This window comes from Gordonia sp. 852002-50395_SCH5434458, assembly GCF_001665905.1.
GTDB lineage: Bacteria > Actinomycetota > Actinomycetes > Mycobacteriales > Mycobacteriaceae > Gordonia > Gordonia jacobaea.
On record NZ_LZTC01000009.1, the window covers coordinates 43,919 to 62,564 of the forward strand.

Sequence of the window (18,646 nt, forward strand, 5' to 3'; positions counted from 1 at the left end):
GAGCGCGCGGTGAGTACAGGTAACGGTGAGTCGACCTTGAAGGAATCGATCTCGAGGGAATCGGCCTTCACTGAATCAACACAGGCGGCGGTGGCGACGGCACGCGGCAACACGATCAGCGACATGTTGCACCGCACGGCTGCGCGCACGCCCGACAAAGTGGCGATCATCGACGGCGATGTGCGCCTCACCTACGCCGAGTTCGACGCCGCGGTCAACCGCTGCGCCAACGCGCTCACCGCGCGCGGACTCGATCGTGGCGACCGGTTGGCGCTGATCAGTCACAACTCGTGGCAATTCGCCGTGCTGAACTTCGCCTGCGCGCGGATCGGCGCAATCCTCGTACCGATCAACTTCGGACTCGGCGTCTCCGAGATCGCCTTCATCCTCGACCACAGCCAGGCGTCGGGCGTCGTCGTCGAAGATGCGCTCGGGCCGACAGTCATCGAGGCGATCGCGACCGCGGGTACGCCCATCGATATCCGCGGGTGGATTCCCTTGGCGGGAGTACAGGCACCGCAGGGGTTCGAGCCGGTTGCCGAATGGATGACGACCGGCGACGCGTCTGCCCCCGGCATTGTCATCGACGACGACGAGCCGGTCCGCATGATGTACACATCGGGCACCGAGTCACGGCCGAAAGGCGTTCTGCTGTCGAGCAAATCGCTGATGACGCAGTACGTCTCCTGCATCGTCGACGGTGGGATGGAGGGCTCCGACGTCGAGATCCATGCACTCCCGATGTACCACTGCGCCCAGTTGGACTGCTTCTTCTCGGTCGACGTCTACCTCGGTGCGACCAGCATCATCCTGCACGCGCCGGACGCCGCAACGATGTTGGCCACCATCGAGGCCGAGCGCGTTACCAAGCTGTTCTGCCCACCCACCGTGTGGATTTCGCTGCTGCGCCACCCCGACTTCGACACCCGCGACCTCTCGTCGTTGCGCAAGGGCTACTACGGCGCCGCGGCGATGCCCGTCGAGGTCCTACGTGAGCTGGCACGTCGGCTTCCCGACGTTCGCCTTTGGAACTTCTACGGACAGACCGAGATGTCGCCGCTGGCAACCATTCTGCAGCCGCACGAGCAACTCGACCGGGCGGGATCGGCGGGGCGCGCGGCACTCAACGTCGAGACCCGCGTCGTCGACGACGAGGACAATCCGGTGCCCGTCGGCGAGGTCGGGGAGATCGTGCACCGCAGTCCGCATGCGGCACTGGGCTATTACGCCGACGAGGACAAGACCGCCGAGGCTTTCCGCAACGGCTGGTTCCACTCTGGCGACCTGGGTGTAATCGACAAGGACGGGTACCTGTCGGTCGTCGACCGCAAGAAGGACATGATCAAGACCGGCGGTGAGAACGTCGCGTCCCGCGAGGTCGAGGAGGCGATCTACCTTCACGACGGCGTCGCGGAGGTGGCCGTCTTCGGTGTGCCGCACCCGAAGTGGATCGAGGCCGTCACGGCTGTCGTCGTGGCCAAGGACGGTGTGGTCCTGTCAGAAGACGAAGTGATGGAACATCTTTCGTCGATCCTCGCTCCGTACAAGCGGCCCAAGTTCGTCCTGTTCGCCGAGGCGTTGCCGAAGAACCCGTCGGGCAAGATCCTCAAGAAGAACCTGCGCGTCGAGCACGCCGAGATCGCGGGATCGAGCTAGTTCACTTCAGCACGAACGGATTCCCGGAGGGTGCGCCGGTGTTGATCCACACGCTCTTGGTCTCCAGGTAGTCGTCCACCGCCGAGATGCCGTTCTCGCGACCCAGGCCGGACTCCTTGACGCCGCCGAACGGCATCATGTAGCTCACGGCACGATAGGTGTTGACCCACACCGTGCCCGACTCGATCGCCGCAGTCATCCGGAATGCTCGCGCCATGTCGGAGGTCCAGACGCCTGCGCCGAGACCATATCGGGAGTCGTTGGCGATGGCGATCGCCTCGGCCTCGTCGTCGAATCGGATCACCGAGAGCACAGGACCGAAGACCTCCTCCTGCGCGATGCGCGAGGAGTTGTCGACGCCGGTGAAAATCGTGGGTTCGACGAACCAGCCGTCACCACACTCGGGTCGGGTTGCGGCCGATCCGCCCAGACTCAATTGTGCGCCTTCTGATCTCGCGATCTCGATGTAGGAGAGGACCTTCTCGTACTGGTCGCGTGTTGTCACCGGTCCCACCTGTGTGTCCGGATCGGCCGGATCTCCCATGCGCGCGGTCTTCGACAGTTCGACGACGCGTCTGACCACCTCGTCGTGGACAGACGACTGCACCAGCAGTCGTGATCCGGCGATACAGGTCTGACCGGTTGCGGCGAAGATCCCCGACACCGCCCCGTTGACCGCGGCATCGAGGTCGGCGTCGTCGAAGATGATGTTGGGCGATTTGCCACCCAGTTCGAGGCCGACATGTTTGATGCCGCCCGCGGCCTGCGCGCCGATCCTGCTGCCGGTCGCGTCCGAGCCGGTGAAACTGACCCTGCGCACCAGCGGGTGATCGACCAGGGGGCTGCCGACTTCCTGTCCGAACCCGGTGACCACATTGACCACGCCGGCCGGTAGGCCCGCTTCCTCGAGCAGCGCAACGAATTCCAGGGTCGAGGCGCTCGTATGCTCGGAAGGTTTGATGACGACGGTGCAGCCCGCAGCGAGAGCTGCCGCCAGCTTCCAGGTGAGCAGCAGCAGCGGTGAGTTCCACGGCGTGATGATGCCGACGACCCCGACCGGAGCCGACGTCGTGTAGGCGAAGTATCCCTTCTTGTCCAGTGGCACAACCGATCCCTCGATCTTGTCTGCCAGACCGCCGTAGTAGTAGAACCACTCCGGAATGTAGGCGGTCTGTGCAGACATCTCGGCGAACAGTTTTCCGTTGTCGCGCACCTCGGTTCGGGCGAGCTCGGCACTGTTGGCGGCGATTGCGTCGCCGAGTCGATGCAAGAGCTTGCCCCGTGCGCTCGCCGTCATCTCCGACCAGGCACTGTTGGTGAGAGCGTCGTGCGCCGCGTGGACGGCATCGTCGACGTCGGCGGCACTGCCGCGGGCCACGCTGGCCCACGGTTTCCCGGTGAAAGGGTCGAACGAGTCGAAGAACTCACCGGTGCTGCTGTCGCGACAGCGGCCGTCGATCCGGAGCTGATAGGTCTGCATGGTGCCGTCCTTCCTCAGAATGTGGTCAGGCCGAGTGCTGCGCGAAACTTGTTCTTCACCGCGACTCCGTCGCGTGGCGGAAGAGCGCGCGGCGGCTCGCCGGTGTCGATGTGCACCTGCACGAACGAGAGTCCGTTGCGCGCGTTGATGTTCGACGCGACGTCGGCTACCTGGCCGAGCGAATCGACCTCGCGGCAGTGACGGATCCCGAAGCCGTGCGCGACGTCGAGAAGGCGTGTGCAAAGCCCGGAGTGGCTGCGCTGCATCCCCGTTTCGCCGAAGTGTCCGTTGTCGAGCACGACGACCGTCAGATTGTCGGGCGCGCGCACCGCGGCGGAGCCGAGCGATCCGATGCCCATCAGCATCTCACCGTCGCCGGTCACGACGACGACGGATCTGTCGGGCTGCGCCAGTGCCAGCCCGAGGCCGACGGGAACAGCGCCGCCCATCGCGCCCCAGAGGTAGAAGTTCTCGTCGCGCTCACCGTGGGCGAAGACGTCGTACGACGCCGAGCCGAGCCCGGTGACTATGAGAGCGTCGGGAACACGATCGATCAATGCAGACACGAACTCGCGGCGGTCGATCGGAGTGGTCTCTTGTACGGCGGTGAAATCAGTTGCGGTCATGTCAGTTTCGCTCCCACTTCTTGCGGCCGATGAGGCTTTGTCCGAGTAGTACCGCGGTGCGCTCGCCCGCGAGGAAGGTCGATTCCAGGGCTGCCTGCGCGACCTCACGAACCTCGTCGGGTTTGTCGGCACGCAGCACGGTGATGCCGCCGAGTTCGAGTGCGCGCTGGGTGGTCGAACCCATCGGTATCTGCCATGGATTGAATTCCGCATACTCGCCGCGCATTGTCACGAGGGTCAGGAACGGAAATCGGCACATCTCCAGCAACGAAAACATATTCACGCAGTTGCCGACGCCGCTGCTCTGCATCAGCAACGCTGAGCGCACACCACCGAGCCAGGCTCCGGCCGTGACTCCGACGCCTTCCTCCTCCGTCGTCAGCACGACGTCGGTGATGTCGGGGTCGGCGATCGCTGCACGAATCGCGTAGGAGTGACCGGCGTCGGGGACGTAGGCGATCTGCGACACCCCGCCTTGCTTGAGCACCTCGAAGACATCGCGTTGCCAGCCGGGGCCGACAATCTCGACCGGTGCCCCGTCGGTTGATGCCCCGTCGTTGGTTAATTCGCCGTGGTTGGTCAATTCACCGTCGGTAAGCGCGCTGGTCATGGGCAGAACCTTTCGTTGTTGAGCTGCCAACGATTCTCTATCGTTATGGGAATGAGTGGGTAATAGAATTTCGGCATGGTTCCGCATTCCGTGCCGGAATGCCGGCGGACAGCGGACCGACAATCGACGACCTCGTGCAACGGCGGGGCGAGTGGAGATGACGTGGAGATCAGACAACTACGGGCGTTGCTGGCAGTGGCCGATACCGGAAGCGTGACCGCGGCCGCGAAGACACTGCACGTGGTGCAGCCGGCTGTCACGAAGCAGATCCACGCGTTGGAATCGGAACTGGGCGTCGAGTTGTTCGAACGAAGCCGGTCGGGGATGTCGTTGAACGCCAGCGGCAAACTGGTACTCGAACGTGCTCGACGGGCGCTGGAGGAACTCGACCGGGCACGGGCGGAAGTGCTCTCGGGTACCGGTGAGGACGTCCGCGGTCGGGTCAGCATCGGGCTGTTGCCCTCGACCGTCGGGCTACTCGCTGCCGAACTCATCTCGGTTGTGTCGCAACGGTATCCAGGCATCGCGTTGCGTGTCGACGTCGGATACGCGGGGCACCTGGCACAGTGGCTCGAACTCGGCGACGTCGACGTCGCGCTGCTCTTCGAGCAGCCGAGTACCTCGGCGTTTCGCATCCGTCCACTGCTGCGCGAAGACCTGTGGGCGGTGGCGCCGAGTTCGGCTGGTCTACACGCCGACGAACCTGTCGCGCTGGAGGAGTTGCTGCAGCATCCCCTCGTGCTGCCCGCCCCTCCGCACGGGTTGCGCAGCATCGTCGACGCCGCGTCCGCGGGTGTCGACATCTCCGTCGCGGTGGAGACCAACGATGCCGGCGTACAACGTCGGCTCGTCGCCGATGGTCACGGGTGGACGGTGCTTCCGGCCGCGATGGCGATCGACGCGGCGGAGGCGGTCAGCTGTGCGCCGATCGTCGGCGCGGCTCTGTCACGGACGATCGGCACTGCCGTAGCGCGCAACCGGGCGCAGTCGACGGCTTGTGACCTCGTCGTCGAGTTGCTCGGAGAGGTCGTCGCCACCTCTGTCGCGAGTGGACGGTGGCCGTCGGCCCGGCTGGTCTGACCGCGCTTTCGGTAGGGGGCATCGGCAAACGGCACGAGCTTTCCAAAGGGACTGTTAGGAAACGCCGCGAGGCATTGGCTGCGCTTGTGACCGCTGCCACAGTGATGGGGAAAGCAAGTCCCACCTCACAAAAGTCCCATTTCACAAAGGAGCGTGTGATGACTCAACAGTCCTCCACATCCAACCGGCGCGTCGTCGCCAACGTCTTCCGAGGGTGCATCGGCAACCTGATCGAGTGGTACGACTGGTTCGTCTACGCAGCGTTCAGCGTGTTCTTCGCCCCGGTGTTCTTCCCCAGCGAAAGCCAAACGGCCCAATTGCTCTCCGCGGCAGTCGTGTTCGCCGTCGGCTTCCTGATGCGACCGCTCGGCGGCTACGTCCTCGGTCGATTCGCCGACCGATACGGACGGCGTAACGCACTGACCCTATCGGTGTTGCTGATGGCGGCCGGATCGCTACTCATCGCGGTCACGCCGGGCTTCGCCACCATCGGAATTCTCGCTCCGGTGATCCTGGTGCTCGCCCGGCTCCTGCAGGGCCTTTCGGTTGGAGGTGAATTCGGTTCGAGCGCAACCTATCTCTCGGAGGTCGCGACGCCGGGCCGACGTGGCTTCTTCTCCAGCTTCCAGTACGTGTCGATCGTGCTCGGCCAACTCTGCGCACTCGGCATCCAGATCATCCTGCTGCAGATCCTCACACCGGCGCAGATGGATTCGTGGGGCTGGCGTGTGCCGTTCGTGATCGGTGCGGTCGCAGCGGTGACAGTGATGATCATCCGGCGCGGAATGGATGAGTCACCGCAGTACCTCGCGGAGAAGCAGCGGGTCGCCGCACTGGGTGCGGGTGCCGCCAAGCAGGAGGGAACACTCCGCACCCTCATGCAGTACCGCAAGTCGTTCGCGCTGGTCTTCGCACTGGCCATCGGTGGAACCGTTTGCTACTACACGTACACCACCTACCTGCAGAAATACATGATCAACACCGCGGGAATGGATAAGGAGACCGTCGCCTGGATCAGCTTCTGCGCGCTGTTCGTCTACATGTGCATGCAGCCGTTGGCCGGCGCTTTGTCGGACAAGATCGGACGCCGCAAGGTGATGCTCTTCTTCGGTGCGGGTGCCACGCTGCTCACGGTCCCGATCATGACAACCCTCGGCCACGTGTCCAACGCGTTCGTCGCCTTCTGCCTGATGATGGTGGGACTGACCATCGTCACCGCATACTCGGCATTGAGCCCCATCGTGAAGGCGGAGCTCTTCCCGACCAAGGTGCGCGCGCTCGGCGTCGGACTGCCTCACGCCCTGGTCACCGCCGTATTCGGTGGAACGGCTGAGCCGATTGCGTTGGGACTCAAGCAGGCCGGTCACGAGGGAGCCTTCTTCTACTACGTCTCCGCCTGCGCCCTGCTGACCTGGATCGCCGCGTACTTCATGAAGGAAACGCGGGGCGACTCGATGCTCGACCCCGCCGACGCCGGCGCGAAGGAGTCGACTTCCGCGCAGGCTGTCTCGCAGGACTCGCTGGTCGATTCGTCGAACCCATCGACCGTCGACTTTCCCTCGGCGACAGTGCAGTACGCCGAAACAGGAACGAAGTCGCTCATCGATGAGGGTCCCTCTTCATCTCGATGAATTGGACTGAATGCCACCATTATCCGCATTCCGCGACCGCGGGATGCGGATAATGGGCGTCGTGCGTATTGCGGTTGTGGAGGATGACGACGGCGTCGCAGGCGCGATCGTCTCGGGCCTGCGACGCTTCGGGCACGAACCGACCAGATACGCCGTCGGGGCCGATCTGTTGCTCCATCACGCAGGGTTCGATTTCGTGTTGCTCGATCTCGGCCTACCCGATCAGGATGGCCTCGAAGTACTTCGGCAACTGAGACAGGTGAGTTCGGTACCGGTCATTGTGCTCACCGCGCGAGGCGACGAGCGGTCGGTCGTGCGCGGTCTACGCCTCGGAGCCGACGACTATCTGGTGAAGCCGGCCCGATTCGTCGAGTTGGTTGCGCGCATCGACAGCGTGAGTCGACGAGCCGCCCGCCCGGAACCCGCTGGGGCGCAACACCTTGTGGTGTCCGGTGACCTGGCCATCGACCTCGACGCTCGTACAGCTACCGTCGACGGACGCGATATCGAGCTCACCGCAAAGGAATTCGACATCTTGGCGGTTCTGGTCAGGAACGCGGGGTTGGCAGTCAGTCGTGCTGCGCTGATGGATCAGGTGTGGGGCGATGCCTTTGTGGCCGTATCGCGCTCGCTCGACGTCCACATGACCGGATTGCGCGCCAAGCTCGGTCGTCGGGGACTCATCGCCACCATCCGCGGATTCGGCTACCGCTGGGACGGGGCCGTCGACGATGCGTAGGCGACTGCTGATTGTGCTCGCGATCATCGGGGCTGTCAGTATTGCCGGCTTTGCAGTGCCACTGATCGAGGTGTCGTCGCAGGCGCGCACGCGGCAGTTCGTGCAGCAGCGCGAGAGCGACGTGAACCGATTCGCTGCGATGTCGAATGAGTATGTGACGACAGGTAACTCGGCCCGTATCGCCGATGAGATCCGCGCCTATCACGACGTGTACGGCGACTCGGTGCTGATCGTCTCCACCCGGGGCGTCCCTGATCTGTCGGTGGGACCGACGGATCAGGAGATGCGGGCCGCCGTGACACGCGGACTACGCAATGAGAAGTCGTCGGAGCTTCGACATGTGGCGCCGTGGGGTCCCGACTCGGCGGTGTTCGTCGCCCCGGTCGGCAGCGGCGCCCAGGTGAACGGCACTGTGGTCATGCGATCCTCGACAGCGGCGACGAGGTCCGACGTCACCCGCTGGTGGCTGCTCATCGTCGGTGGCGCCGCTGCGGTGATCCTCGCATTCGCCGCGCTCGCAGTGGTGTTGAGCCGCTGGGTGCTGCGTCCGCTCGCAGACCTGTCGGACGCGATGACCGATCTCGCAGCAGAACTGCCGTCCATTCCGACATCGGCGACCGACGATCCGATACACGCGGCGTCGGACGCCAAAACCGGTGGGCCGCCTGAGGTGCGTCAACTCACCGACACTTTCGACGGCTTGGTGACGACTGTGTTGAGATCGGTCGAAATGCAGCGCCGCCTGGTCGCAGATGCCTCACACCAACTGCGTAACCCGTTGGCGGCGCTGCAGTTCCGGATCGACATCGTGGAGACGGAGGTTCCCGATGCGTTGTCAGAAGACTTCGCGATGATCGGTGCCGAGGCGCAACGCCTGCAGCTGATCCTGGACAAGCTCCTGACCCTCGCCAGTGCGGAGACGCCGAGGCTCGAGAGTGGCCGACGTGACGAATGGAGCACGGCCGCAACGGTCCTCGCCGACCGCGTCGAGTTCTGGTCGGTGCCGGTGCGTGAACGAGGTGCGCGGCTGACCTTCCGCGACGAACTCGACGATCCGGCGACGCAGGCACGGATCAGCGAGGATGCGCTCGCGCAGGTGATCGACGTCCTCGTCGACAACGCGTCACGGCACGCCGGGCCACATCCGGAGATCGCGCTGTCGATCGGGATACCCGAGGACTCGCCCGACTCGGTGGTGATCGAGGTCGCCGACGATGGGCCCGGCGTGGCAGACGAGGACGTGCCGAGGTTGACGGAGCGATTCTTCACGCGCGACAAGGCGCACGGGACGGGGCTCGGACTCGCGATCGTCGACATCCTCGTCCGCGCCGTCGGGGGAGACGTGCACTTCGGCAGATCGACGGAAGGTGGACTGAGCGTTCGTGTGCTGTTGGTGAGACGCACAGACACTACGACAGGCTTCGACACCGCAGCAGATGTCAGCGCCGGGGGAGATGCCGTATGAGGCGTCGGACACTGCTCAAGGGACTGGCGGTGATTCCGCTGCTTGCCACCGGCTGCGCGAGTGGTGACGTGCGCGAGTATCGGATCGCTACCGGTGAGCCGGGAGGGTTCCAGTCAGAGTTCGCCAAGCTACTGTCGTCGGCGATGGCCGACGGTTCCACCCGCCTCGTACCGATGAACACCACCGGCTCGGTGCGCAATATCGAACTTCTCGAACAGGGGCGCGTCGACTTCGGCCTCTCACTCGGCGATGTTGCCGCGGCGCGGGGCGGGCCGCTGCGCGCCGTGGGACGTGTCTATGAGAACTACGTCCAATTCGCGGTGCCCGCGACGAGCGACGTCCAGACGTTTGCCGATCTGCGCGGGAAGCGGATCAGTCTCGGTGCGCGTGGCTCGGGTACCGAATGGACGGGACGTCGTGTCCTCGCCGCGGCCTCGATGACGCCCGACGATGTCGAGATCACCCCGGTATCGCTGACCAACGTGCTCGAATCACTGGCTTCGGGCACGGTTGCCGCGGCGATGTGGGCGGGTGGCGTACCCACCCCGTCGGCCATCCCCCGACCGGGCTACGGTCCGGCCGGCGGGATCAGGTTGCTCGACCTGTCAGCCGAACTCGCCGTACTGCGCGAGAGGTACGGCCCGCTCTACGAGCCGGTTGCGGTGCCCGCGGGGATGTACGGCACGCGCACCGAGACGGCGACGATCGGCGTGCCAAGCGTGCTGCTCACCACTGCGAGCACACCGGACTCGGCGGTGACAGCGGTTGTCGACGCGTTGGTCGACAAGGCGTCGGAGCTGATCCCCAAAGGTACTGTCGGAGTGCAGTTCTTGGATACTCAGACCCTCATTCAGGTCTACGGACTGCAACTTCATCCGGCCGCGATCGCGGCGTACCGTCGCCACCACGGGTGACGGTCTCGCCGCACCGGCCGCAGGGTCACCCCAGCGCGCTCAGTGCTTTCAGCCGCTCGTGTGCCTGATCCATGATCGATTGGATGAGTGCATCGCAGCTGGGAAGGTCGTCGATCATCCCGACCACCTGGCCGGACGCGAGAACCCCTGCGCGCGTATCACCTTCGACGAGACCCGCACGCAACAGCATCGGGGTGTTGCCCGCCATGATGACCTGCTGCCAACTGCGCTCGCCCGACTTGCGCATCGCACGCCCGTCGCGCAGCATCGTCGTCCACTTCATGCCGGTCAACTGCTTGAACTCGTTGGCATTTCGTGCCGCCGCGAACAACGCGCGGATCGGGCTGCCACTTTCGAGCGCCTCGACGAGTGGGGTGCGCAGCACCCGATGCGGCATACCGTCGACCTTCACCGAGACGACGGTGTCGTTGAGAGTGCGCGTCAGATACTCCTGCTTCACCGCGTCGGGAACTGCGGAGTCGGCGGTGAGCAGGAACCTGGTACCCATCGCGACACCCTCGGCCCCGTATGCCAGCGCCGCAGCGAGCCCCCGGCCGTCGAAGAAGCCTCCCGCCGCGACGACCGGCATATCGGAACCGCTGTCGCGCAATGCATCCAGCACGGAGGGAAGCAGTAGTGTCGTCGCGACCGGTCCGGTGTGGCCGCCGCCCTCACCGCCCTGCACGATCACCGCATCCGCGCCCCACGACGCGACCTTCACGGCGTGCTTGGCCGCACCGATCGATGGGATCACGACGACGCCGTTGTCCTTGAGCTTCGCGATCAGGTCCTTCTTCGGTGCCAGCGCAAACGACGCGACCCGCACCCTCTCGCGAATCAGCAGGTCGATCCGCTCGGCGGCATCGGTGGCGTCGGCGCGGATGTTGACTCCGAAAGGCTTGTCGGTCAACGACTTCGTCTTCGCAATTGCCGCTTCCAACTCGGCATAGGTCATCGTCGCCGACGCCAGGATGCCGAGACCGCCCGCATTCGATGTCGCAGAGGTCAACGACGGGCCTGACACCCACCCCATCCCGGTCTGCACGATCGGATATTCGACACCGACCAACTCGGTGAACCGGGTCGGTAGCGCGGCCGCGCGTGCCGTCGAACTCATTTCACCTCCCGGTCGCGAACACCCTTGGGGTCCAGCATGTCTCGGATGATGGCGAGCTCGTTCTCCGATGGCAACCTGGTTGCCGGAGCCAGCTCGAGACCCGCGATCTCGAACGAGGTGTTCTCGACGACCTCGCCCGCCTCGACGCCGGGGTGTAGCGACAGCGCCCGCATCGTGTGCCCGGGTCCGCCGAAGTCGAAGACGCCGAGATTGGTGACGACCCGATGAATGTCGAGGTCGTCGAATGCGGGATTGTCGGGATCGACCTTGTCGTAACCGATTCCGCTGACGACGTCGACCTCATCGCCGAAGACACGCGCCGAATGTCGGGGGACCCAGTAGCTCGTCGGATGGTTGATGGTGTTGCCCGGCGCTCCGCGCACACCGAACATCTGACGCGTGGGGTGTTGGAGTGGACCGAACGCCGACAGGTTCTGGTTACCGTGTCGGTCGATCTGGTTGGCGCCCATGACCACGTGTCGCCTACCGGAAGCCACGACGTCGAAGACCTTGGAGAACGGCATCCATCCTTCGATGGGACCCGACTTCCCGATCGGCGGTGTGTCGGCGAGGATCAACGCCTCGCCGTCGGTGATGAGCAGGTCGGGTGAGAAGGTCAGGCGCGCCAACCGGGCACCGAGCAGCGGCACCGGCGCCATGGGCGACGCCATGATCTCGCCGGCATCGCGGAAGATCTCGGCGCACGCGACGACGCACACCTCTGCACGGGTGACATCGGTTTCCGTTGCCGCAGCTTCTGTTTCCGCAGTTGTCACTTCGACTCCTCCTGCTCACCGCGCCAGGCGTCGACCTCGCGCTGATATGTCGCCTCGTCGACGTCGAGAAAGCGACGACGGAACGTCGACCATTTGTCCGGTTCCTTGGCGCATTCGACGTAGAACCGTTGAAACGCCTCGTCGCGGCCGTACTCGCCCGCAAAAGTGAAGTGGGCGCCGTTGGGTGCGTGGACAACCTTGTCGACGTGCATCCGATTGAGCAGGAGCCGTTGCGTCGGAACGGACTTGGCGAGTACCTCGGTCGAGACGAGTTGGTCGGTCTCGAGGTAGCGACGCTGCGCCGCGGCGCAGAACAGATCGTCCATGTACGGGTCGACGCCGGTGTAGGCGGCGTTGCCGCGTGAGTCGGCGATGTCGAGGTGGACGAATGCGGCGTCGAGTTGCAGTGCAGGCATGGCGATCAGGGTCTGTTTTCTGCCGTCGGGATCGGGATACGGCGACGCGACGGTCTTCAGTTCGCCCTCCCAGAAATCGGGCACCGACGATCCGAGACCGGCGCGTGTCGGCAGGAACGGCAGGCGAGCGGCAGCGGCCTGCAGCCCGCTCTTGACCATGCCCTCGTCCATCTCGCGGGATTCGATGGCGCCACTGGTGCGCGCCGCCGAGAACCATGGGTCGTAGAAGGGTGCCGAGTCGAGCGAGACGAAACCGTAGTACGCTCGGCGGACTTTGCCTGCGGCGCAGAGCAATCCGAGGTCGGGCCCACCGTAGGTGACGACGGTCAGATCCTTGACGTCGGAGCGCGCGAGAGCCCGGACGAGTGCCATCGGCTTGCGACGCGAACCCCACCCGCCGATTCCGATGGTCATGCCGTCGCGGAGTTCTCCGATGACGTCGTCGAGCGTGCTGGTCTTGTCGGCTGGTGTCGAGGTCTGGGGTGTCGAGGCCTGCAGCGTCGCGGTCTGGGGTGTTGAGGTGTCGGCCATGTCAGCGGCTCCCCTGTGTGGTCTTCGGCTTTCCCGTCGCGACGAATGCGTCGCGGTGCTCGTCGGCAACGCCTGCCAGATTGAGTTCGAACGTGTACCCCTGCTCCAGGCGATAGCTGGCCTTCACGTCGACGGGGTCGATGTGGTTGATCGCCGATTTCGCAGCACGGATGACCCGCGTGTCCTTGGCGGCGATCTGCTCGGCGACGTCGAGCGTCGTCGCGTCGAGCTCGTCGGCCGGCACCACCTTGTAGACGGACCCGAAGTGCAGGAGCTGTTCTGCGGTGACGTTGCTCGCCGTGTAGTACAGCGTGCGCATCATGTGCTGCGGGACGAGACGGGCGAGGTGCGTTGCCGCGCCGAGCGCGCCGCGATCGACCTCCGGCAACCCGAAGACCGCGCCCTCCGACGCGACGATCACGTCGGCGTTGCCGACAAGACCGATTCCGCCCCCCACGCAGAACCCGTTGACCGCGACGATGACCGGCACCTTGCAGTCGTAGACCGCGGAGAACGCGGCGGCACAGCCGTGGTTGGCGGCGATCAGTGCGTCGAACCCCTCGGTTGCCTGCATCTCCTTGATGTCGACGCCCGCGTTGAATCCCCGACCTTCCGCCCGCAATACCACCGCGTGGGTGTCTAGATCGTCGCCCGCCGCGAGAATCGCGTCGGCCAACTCGAACCACGCTGCGGACGGCAGCGCGTTGACCGGCGGATAGTCGACGGTGATGGTCGTGACACCACTCGCCGAGCGCGTACTGGTGATCGGCACGCCATGCCCTCCTCCCGGGACGCATCCCGTGTGTGAACCCCGTGACCAAGGCAGTGAACTCGGATGACCACTGACTCTGAAAACATACCAAGCAAATGCTTGGTTGTTTGGTAGGGTAGCACCCATGGGTCCGCGGTCACAGGTCACACGTCTCGACCCGCCACGGGAGACGAATCTCGGTGTGGAGAAGGCGGTCGTCCTCGTCACCGGTGGTGCGCGCGGCGTCGGTCTGGGTATCGCCAACGTGTTGGCCGATCTTGGTGCGGTTCCGGTGATCTGCGCGCGCAACCCGACCGACGATGCGTTGGCGCTCGGTGAGTTCATCGCGTGCGACGTGCGCGACGAAGCTGCGGTGGCCGCGATGGTTGCGCAGATCGTCGAGACCTACGGCTCGCTCGACGGCGTGGTGAACAATGCCGGCGGATCGCCGTTCGCGCTTGCGGCCGACGCGTCGTCGTCGTTTGCGGGCAAGATCGTCGAGTTGAACCTTCTTGCACCGCTACTCGTCGCTCGCGCCGCGAATGCGGTGATGCAGCAACAGGAATCGGGTGGAGCGATCGTCAACGTGTCGAGTGTCAGCGGTCACCGACCGTCGCCGGGCACGTCCGCGTATGGCGCGGCAAAAGCCGGTCTCGACAATGCGGCGACGTCGCTGGCCGTCGAGTGGGCGCCGCGCGTTCGGGTCAACTCGGTGGTGGCCGGTCCGGTGGAAACCGAACTGGCACAGATGCATTACGGTGACGCAGACGGCATCGCGGCGGTGGGGCGCACCATCCCGATGGGGCGGATGGCAACGCCGCGCGACGTCGGCAATGCCGTCGCCTTCCTGCTCTCACCGCTGGCCGGCTACATCACCGGCTCGACACTCACCGTCCACGGCGGTGGCGAGAAGCCTGCATTCCTCGACGCCGCCAACGCGGGCAACGCCGTGTGAGTGACTCGGAATCAAGGACATTGCATGGGTCGATGCTAGTGAAGGGATTGTGTTGAGCGACAACGGACATGGGTCGAACGCGGATCGCGTGGCCATCGTGACGGGCGCGGGTCAGGGGATCGGACGTGCCCACGCGCTGGCGTTCGCGGCAGACGGTGCGTCCGTCGTGGTGAACGACTACGCCGAAGATGCTGCAGCAGCGGTCGTCGAGGAGATCACCGCGAGCGGCGGTCGGGCCGTCGCTTCGGTCGGCGACGTCGCCGACTGGGACGCCGGCGCTGCGATGGTGGCGACCGCACTCGAGGAGTTCGGGGGCCTCGACATCTTGGTCAACAACGCGGGATTCGTGCGCGACAGGATGCTCGTCGCGATGTCGGAGGACGAGTGGGATGCCGTCGTCCGCGTCCACCTCAAGGGGCACTTCGTCGGACTACGCCACGCTGCAGCGTATTGGCGGGCGGAATCCAAAGCGGGGTCGACGCGGCAGGCCCGGGTGATCAACACCTCGTCGGGCGCAGGGTTGTTCGGATCGGTTGGCCAGGGCAACTATTCGGCGGCGAAAGCAGGTATAGCCGAACTGACCATCCAGGCGGCGGCCGAGCTGGGTGCCTACGGCGTGACGGTCAACGCGATCGCACCGTCGGCGCGCACGCAGATGACGCTTGGCGCCGGTGAGGCGATGGCGGCGCAGATGGCTGCTCCCGATGACGGTTCGTTCGACGCCATGGACCCCGCGAACATCTCCGCGCTGGTCGTGTGGCTCGGATCGGTCGAATCGTCGAACGTCACCGGGAGGGTTTTCGAGGTCGAGGGCGGCAAGATCAGCGTCGTCGACGGCTGGCAGCGCGCAGCGTCGATCGACAAGGGCGCCCGCTGGGAACCGGGTGAACTCACGCCCGTCGTCGACGATCTGTTGGCCAAGACGCCCGCCCCGGTGCCCGTGTACGGAGCACGATGACCGACAGTGCTCCTGCCGACGGCGACGGCGATTCCGTTGGCGGACAACGGATCGCTGCCGCGCGGGCATACGTCGACGCGCTGGTGAGTCACGATCCCTCCGGCGTTCGCCTTCATCCGGACTGTACGCGGGTGGAGATGGGGATCAAGACCGGACGAAGCGGCGACCACATCGCCCGCAGCCTCGCGCGCGGCCCGCAATTCCGTCTGATTCATCGGGTCAGCGGGTTCGAGGCTGTGGTCGAAGGCCACACGGTATCGACCAAGTATCGAGTCCACGTGGCCCCCAAGGCATTCGGCCTGTGGGCGCCGGTGAGCGAATCGTTTCTGATCGACGACGAGGTCCGGATTCGCACCATCGTCGCGCGTTTCGGGTTTCCGCGTCGACGCTGAGTGGGCCACTCAGCGCCGACGCGGTGATGTCAGACCCGGTGATATCAGATCCGGGGATGCCAGACCCGGTGATGTCAGACGAGCTGTCCGTCAGACGCCCGGTGCGCGCACGACCATGGGAACTCCGGGGAAGTAGCCCGCCATCTCCGACCGTGCCTTACGCATCGCGGCGGTGGCGTAACCCTGCTTGCGGAAGTCGGGGTGGACCCAGACGCGGACGTCGACCTCGCCGTCGGTGAGTTCGCCGAATACGAAACCCACCTTGTCGGTGCCGTCGGTGACGACCAGCCAGGCCGCCTCTTCTTCGTCGACGCGTCCGGCGGCCTGTGCGATCTCCTGGTCGATCTCGCGCGCGGGCTGGCCCGAGCCGTCGCCGGCGACCCCGAGTTCGCGGGTGCGCTCGGCAAACAGTTCGGCGTCGTCACTGGGGGAGAAGGCGCGCAGCACGACGGTGTCTCCGCTGCTCGCGGGACGCTCGGCGAGCGTGAAGGTCAGTTGGTGGTTGAGGTCGTCGAGCTCGCTCTGGTTTCTGCGGCGCTCATCCTTGGTCAACTGGTCGAGCTTCATGTCGAGGATTGCCGATGCGCCGAGCTGTGATTTGCCGAGGAGCTCCGCGATCGCGGAGACGGCTTGGGTGTGATCGTCGGCGTCGACGATGGCGTCGAGCACCTCGTGTCGTCGGTCGAGGGCGGTGAGGAGAGCGTCGGCGATGTCGCGACGTTCGGTTGCCAGATCCACATCAGTCATGCTGTCGATCCTAATGAGCTACTGGCCGGTAGGACATGGAACATGTTCTAGTTACCAATCTCGGTCCTAGAAGATTGATTGTCGCACTTAGAGACAGCAATCAGCTGGGTGACCTTCCCTGAATCTAGAACACGTCCTACTCTGTGACGCATGGCATCTGAGATCTCTGAGTCCGAAATCGACCACTTGCGCGGATCGACCCATATGGGCGACCTTCTTGTTGCGGCACTGGCGAAGAACGCGTCGGGTAACGTGCTCGAGCTCGGCGACACCACGCTCACCGGCGCCCAGATGGCCGACGAGATCAGCCGCTACGTGCAGGCTTTCGAGGGACTTGGTTCGGGTACGGGATCGTCGGTAGGGCTCCTCGCGCTCAATCGCCCCGAGGTGCTGTTCGTCATCGGTGCCGGCCAGACTCAAGGTTGGCGACGCACGGCGCTGCATCCCCTGGGCTCGCTCGACGATCACGCGTACGTGCTGTCCGACGCGGGGGTGACAACGCTCGTCATCGATCCGGTGCCGATGTTCGTCGAGCGCGCTGTCGCGCTCATGGAGCGAGTCGACGGACTCAAGCAGATCTTCACGCTCGGCCCCGTGCCCGAGGCGTTGTCGGCGGTGGGTCGCGACGTCGTCGCCGAGGCGGCGGGTTACGACGCTACGACGCTCACCGCGGCAGAGCTCTCGCCGGACCACATCATGTCGATCACCTACACCGGTGGCACCACGGGCAAACCCAAGGGCGTCATCGGCACGGTTCGCGCGATGACGACGATGACGCAGATCCAGTTGTCGGAGTGGGAATGGCCAACGCGGCCGCGCTTTCTGATGTGCACGCCGCTGTCGCACGCAGGCGCGGCGTTCTTCCTCCCGACGCTGATGAAGAACGGGTCGATGGTGGTGCTGAGCAAGTTCGATCCCGCGGAGGTGCTGCGGACCATCGAGGAGGAGAGAATAAGCGCGACCATGCTCGTGCCGTCGATGCTCTACGCCCTGATGGATCATCCGGACTCACGCACCCGCGATCTTTCGTCGCTGGAAACGGTGTATTACGGTGCCTCGCCGATCAATCCGGTGCGGCTGGCCGAGGCCATCGAGCGATTCGGGCCGATCTTCGCACAGTATTACGGGCAGTCGGAGGCGCCGATGGTCATCAGCTACCTCGCAAAGGACGAGCATCCCAAGCCGGGAGAAGACACGCGCAGGCTGTCGAGTTGTGGGCGACCGTCGTCGTTTCTGCGTACTGCGCTCCTCGGGCCAGACGACAAGCCGGTGGCGCCGGGCGAGCCGGGCGAAATCTGTGTTGCCGGACCACTTCTCGCCGCTGGTTACTGGGGGTTGCCGGAGCAGACAGCGGAGACGTTCCGCGACGGATGGCTGCGCACCGGCGACGTCGCGCGTGAAGACGCCGACGGATACTGGTACATCGTCGATCGCACAAAGGACATGATCGTCACAGGTGGCTTCAATGTGTTTCCGCGAGAGGTGGAAGACGTTGTCGCAGAACATCCGTCGGTCGGTCAGGTCGGTGTGATCGGTGTGCCGCACGAGAAGTGGGGTGAGGCGGTGACCGCCGTCGTCGTATTACGTGGCGACGTCGAGGCCGATGACGATGACCGGCAGCGGATCACGGCAGAGATCCAGGATGCGGTGAAGCAGCGGAAGGGGGCCGTGCAATCGCCGAAGGACGTGATCTTCGCGGAGTCGCTGCCACTCACCGGTCTCGGTAAGCCCGACAAGAAGGCGTTGCGCGCTAAGTTCTGGGCGTCGTCGGAGCGTGGCGTCGGCTAGGTCCGTTTCTGCAG

Annotated in this window: 18 protein-coding genes; 10 read left to right on the forward strand and 8 right to left on the reverse strand. The window is 65.0% G+C overall.

The genetic code is table 11. From position 1 onward, the window contains the following. The first annotated feature begins 9 nt into the window (after positions 1 to 9). Complete coding sequence (locus A5785_RS01150; protein ID WP_231894087.1) at positions 10 to 1,656, forward strand: acyl-CoA synthetase; 1,647 nt, start codon at positions 10 to 12, stop codon at positions 1,654 to 1,656. A gap of 1 nt (position 1,657) precedes the next feature. Here A5785_RS01150 and A5785_RS01155 read toward each other — a convergent pair whose 3' ends face one another. The 3 genes from A5785_RS01155 to A5785_RS01165 are packed head-to-tail and all read right to left on the reverse strand — an operon-like array spanning position 1,658 to position 4,372. After that, positions 1,658 to 3,136, reverse strand: a complete 1,479-nt coding sequence (locus tag A5785_RS01155; RefSeq protein ID WP_064864239.1) for an aldehyde dehydrogenase — start codon at positions 3,134 to 3,136, stop codon at positions 1,658 to 1,660. 14 nt (positions 3,137 to 3,150) lie between these two features. After that, positions 3,151 to 3,762 (reverse strand): thiamine pyrophosphate-dependent enzyme, encoded by a 612-nt coding sequence (locus A5785_RS01160; protein WP_064864240.1) that lies wholly within the window; start codon positions 3,760 to 3,762, stop codon positions 3,151 to 3,153. A 1-nt stretch (position 3,763) separates the two neighbouring features. Further along, a complete protein-coding gene (locus A5785_RS01165) occupies positions 3,764 to 4,372 on the reverse strand; it encodes a phosphonopyruvate decarboxylase (protein ID WP_231894086.1) in 609 nt (202 codons plus the stop codon). Positions 4,373 to 4,534: 162 nt separating this feature from the next. On the opposite strand from A5785_RS01165, the gene A5785_RS01170 reads away from it, so the two are divergent. The 5 genes from A5785_RS01170 to A5785_RS01190 all read left to right on the forward strand — a co-directional run bounded on the left by A5785_RS01170 (position 4,535) and on the right by A5785_RS01190 (position 10,201). Continuing rightward, positions 4,535 to 5,452: a LysR substrate-binding domain-containing protein gene (locus A5785_RS01170; protein WP_064864242.1), complete on the forward strand. Its 918-nt coding sequence runs from the start codon at positions 4,535 to 4,537 to the stop codon at positions 5,450 to 5,452. A gap of 158 nt (positions 5,453 to 5,610) precedes the next feature. Beyond that, positions 5,611 to 7,083: an MFS transporter gene (locus A5785_RS01175; protein ID WP_231894085.1), complete on the forward strand. Its 1,473-nt coding sequence runs from the start codon at positions 5,611 to 5,613 to the stop codon at positions 7,081 to 7,083. 61 nt (positions 7,084 to 7,144) lie between these two features. Next, a complete protein-coding gene (locus A5785_RS01180) occupies positions 7,145 to 7,822 on the forward strand; it encodes a response regulator transcription factor (protein WP_049700093.1) in 678 nt (225 codons plus the stop codon). Then, a complete protein-coding gene (locus tag A5785_RS01185; protein WP_064864244.1) occupies positions 7,815 to 9,287 on the forward strand; it encodes a sensor histidine kinase in 1,473 nt (490 codons plus the stop codon). Before A5785_RS01180 ends, A5785_RS01185 begins: the two co-directional genes overlap by 8 nt. After that, positions 9,284 to 10,201: a TAXI family TRAP transporter solute-binding subunit gene (locus A5785_RS01190; RefSeq protein WP_064864246.1), complete on the forward strand. Its 918-nt coding sequence runs from the start codon at positions 9,284 to 9,286 to the stop codon at positions 10,199 to 10,201. Before A5785_RS01185 ends, A5785_RS01190 begins: the two co-directional genes overlap by 4 nt. Before the next feature lie 25 nt (positions 10,202 to 10,226). On the opposite strand, the gene A5785_RS01195 is transcribed toward A5785_RS01190, so the two are convergent. From A5785_RS01195 to A5785_RS01210, 4 genes are read right to left on the reverse strand one after another with little or no spacing between them, the layout of a single operon-like run. Beyond that, positions 10,227 to 11,318 carry an NAD(P)H-dependent flavin oxidoreductase gene (locus tag A5785_RS01195; protein ID WP_064864248.1) on the reverse strand — a complete coding sequence of 364 codons (1,092 nt, stop codon included), beginning with the start codon at positions 11,316 to 11,318 and terminating at the stop codon, positions 10,227 to 10,229. Then, positions 11,315 to 12,094 (reverse strand): CoA-transferase subunit beta, encoded by a 780-nt coding sequence (locus tag A5785_RS01200; RefSeq protein ID WP_064864250.1) that lies wholly within the window; start codon positions 12,092 to 12,094, stop codon positions 11,315 to 11,317. The genes A5785_RS01195 and A5785_RS01200 overlap by 4 nt, the downstream gene beginning before the upstream one ends. After that, on the reverse strand, positions 12,091 to 13,041 hold the full coding sequence (locus tag A5785_RS01205; RefSeq protein ID WP_064864252.1) for a CoA transferase subunit A: 951 nt from the start codon (positions 13,039 to 13,041) through the stop codon (positions 12,091 to 12,093). The genes A5785_RS01200 and A5785_RS01205 overlap by 4 nt, the downstream gene beginning before the upstream one ends. Before the next feature lies 1 nt (position 13,042). Then, the gene (locus A5785_RS01210) at positions 13,043 to 13,813 is read right to left on the reverse strand and encodes an enoyl-CoA hydratase family protein (protein WP_064864254.1); all 771 of its coding nucleotides are present in this window, start codon (positions 13,811 to 13,813) and stop codon (positions 13,043 to 13,045) included. A 124-nt stretch (positions 13,814 to 13,937) separates the two neighbouring features. Between A5785_RS01210 and A5785_RS01215 the strand changes: the two genes are divergently transcribed. From A5785_RS01215 to A5785_RS01225, 3 genes are read left to right on the forward strand one after another with little or no spacing between them, the layout of a single operon-like run. Beyond that, a complete protein-coding gene (locus A5785_RS01215) occupies positions 13,938 to 14,747 on the forward strand; it encodes an SDR family oxidoreductase (protein WP_064864255.1) in 810 nt (269 codons plus the stop codon). A gap of 49 nt (positions 14,748 to 14,796) precedes the next feature. Beyond that, complete coding sequence (locus A5785_RS01220; protein WP_197494454.1) at positions 14,797 to 15,705, forward strand: SDR family oxidoreductase; 909 nt, start codon at positions 14,797 to 14,799, stop codon at positions 15,703 to 15,705. Continuing rightward, positions 15,702 to 16,097: a hypothetical protein gene (locus A5785_RS01225; RefSeq protein ID WP_064864257.1), complete on the forward strand. Its 396-nt coding sequence runs from the start codon at positions 15,702 to 15,704 to the stop codon at positions 16,095 to 16,097. The genes A5785_RS01220 and A5785_RS01225 overlap by 4 nt, the downstream gene beginning before the upstream one ends. Positions 16,098 to 16,187: 90 nt before the next feature. On the opposite strand, the gene A5785_RS01230 is transcribed toward A5785_RS01225, so the two are convergent. After that, positions 16,188 to 16,844, reverse strand: coding sequence for a GNAT family N-acetyltransferase (locus A5785_RS01230; protein ID WP_064864258.1), 657 nt, complete (start codon positions 16,842 to 16,844; stop codon positions 16,188 to 16,190). 150 nt (positions 16,845 to 16,994) lie between these two features. Between A5785_RS01230 and fadD8 the strand changes: the two genes are divergently transcribed. Continuing rightward, on the forward strand, positions 16,995 to 18,632 hold the full coding sequence (gene fadD8 / locus A5785_RS01235; RefSeq protein ID WP_064864260.1) for a fatty-acid--CoA ligase FadD8: 1,638 nt from the start codon (positions 16,995 to 16,997) through the stop codon (positions 18,630 to 18,632). Positions 18,633 to 18,646 lie beyond the last annotated feature (14 nt).

Excerpts from the sequence above, each read along its gene's own strand:
- fadD8 (WP_064864260.1), top strand. The coding sequence starts at position 16,995 with ATGGCATCTGAGATCTCTGAGTCCGAAATCGACCACTTGCGCGGATCG.
- A5785_RS01165 (WP_231894086.1), bottom strand. The coding sequence starts at position 4,372 with ATGACCAGCGCGCTTACCGACGGTGAATTGACCAACCACGGCGAATTA.
- A5785_RS01215 (WP_064864255.1), top strand. The coding sequence starts at position 13,938 with ATGGGTCCGCGGTCACAGGTCACACGTCTCGACCCGCCACGGGAGACG.
- A5785_RS01155 (WP_064864239.1), bottom strand. The coding sequence starts at position 3,136 with ATGCAGACCTATCAGCTCCGGATCGACGGCCGCTGTCGCGACAGCAGC.
- A5785_RS01195 (WP_064864248.1), bottom strand. The coding sequence starts at position 11,318 with ATGAGTTCGACGGCACGCGCGGCCGCGCTACCGACCCGGTTCACCGAG.
- A5785_RS01205 (WP_064864252.1), bottom strand. The coding sequence starts at position 13,041 with ATGGCCGACACCTCAACACCCCAGACCGCGACGCTGCAGGCCTCGACA.
- A5785_RS01225 (WP_064864257.1), top strand. The coding sequence starts at position 15,702 with ATGACCGACAGTGCTCCTGCCGACGGCGACGGCGATTCCGTTGGCGGA.
- A5785_RS01175 (WP_231894085.1), top strand. The coding sequence starts at position 5,611 with ATGACTCAACAGTCCTCCACATCCAACCGGCGCGTCGTCGCCAACGTC.
- A5785_RS01160 (WP_064864240.1), bottom strand. The coding sequence starts at position 3,762 with ATGACCGCAACTGATTTCACCGCCGTACAAGAGACCACTCCGATCGAC.
- A5785_RS01185 (WP_064864244.1), top strand. The coding sequence starts at position 7,815 with ATGCGTAGGCGACTGCTGATTGTGCTCGCGATCATCGGGGCTGTCAGT.
- A5785_RS01230 (WP_064864258.1), bottom strand. The coding sequence starts at position 16,844 with ATGACTGATGTGGATCTGGCAACCGAACGTCGCGACATCGCCGACGCT.
- A5785_RS01190 (WP_064864246.1), top strand. The coding sequence starts at position 9,284 with ATGAGGCGTCGGACACTGCTCAAGGGACTGGCGGTGATTCCGCTGCTT.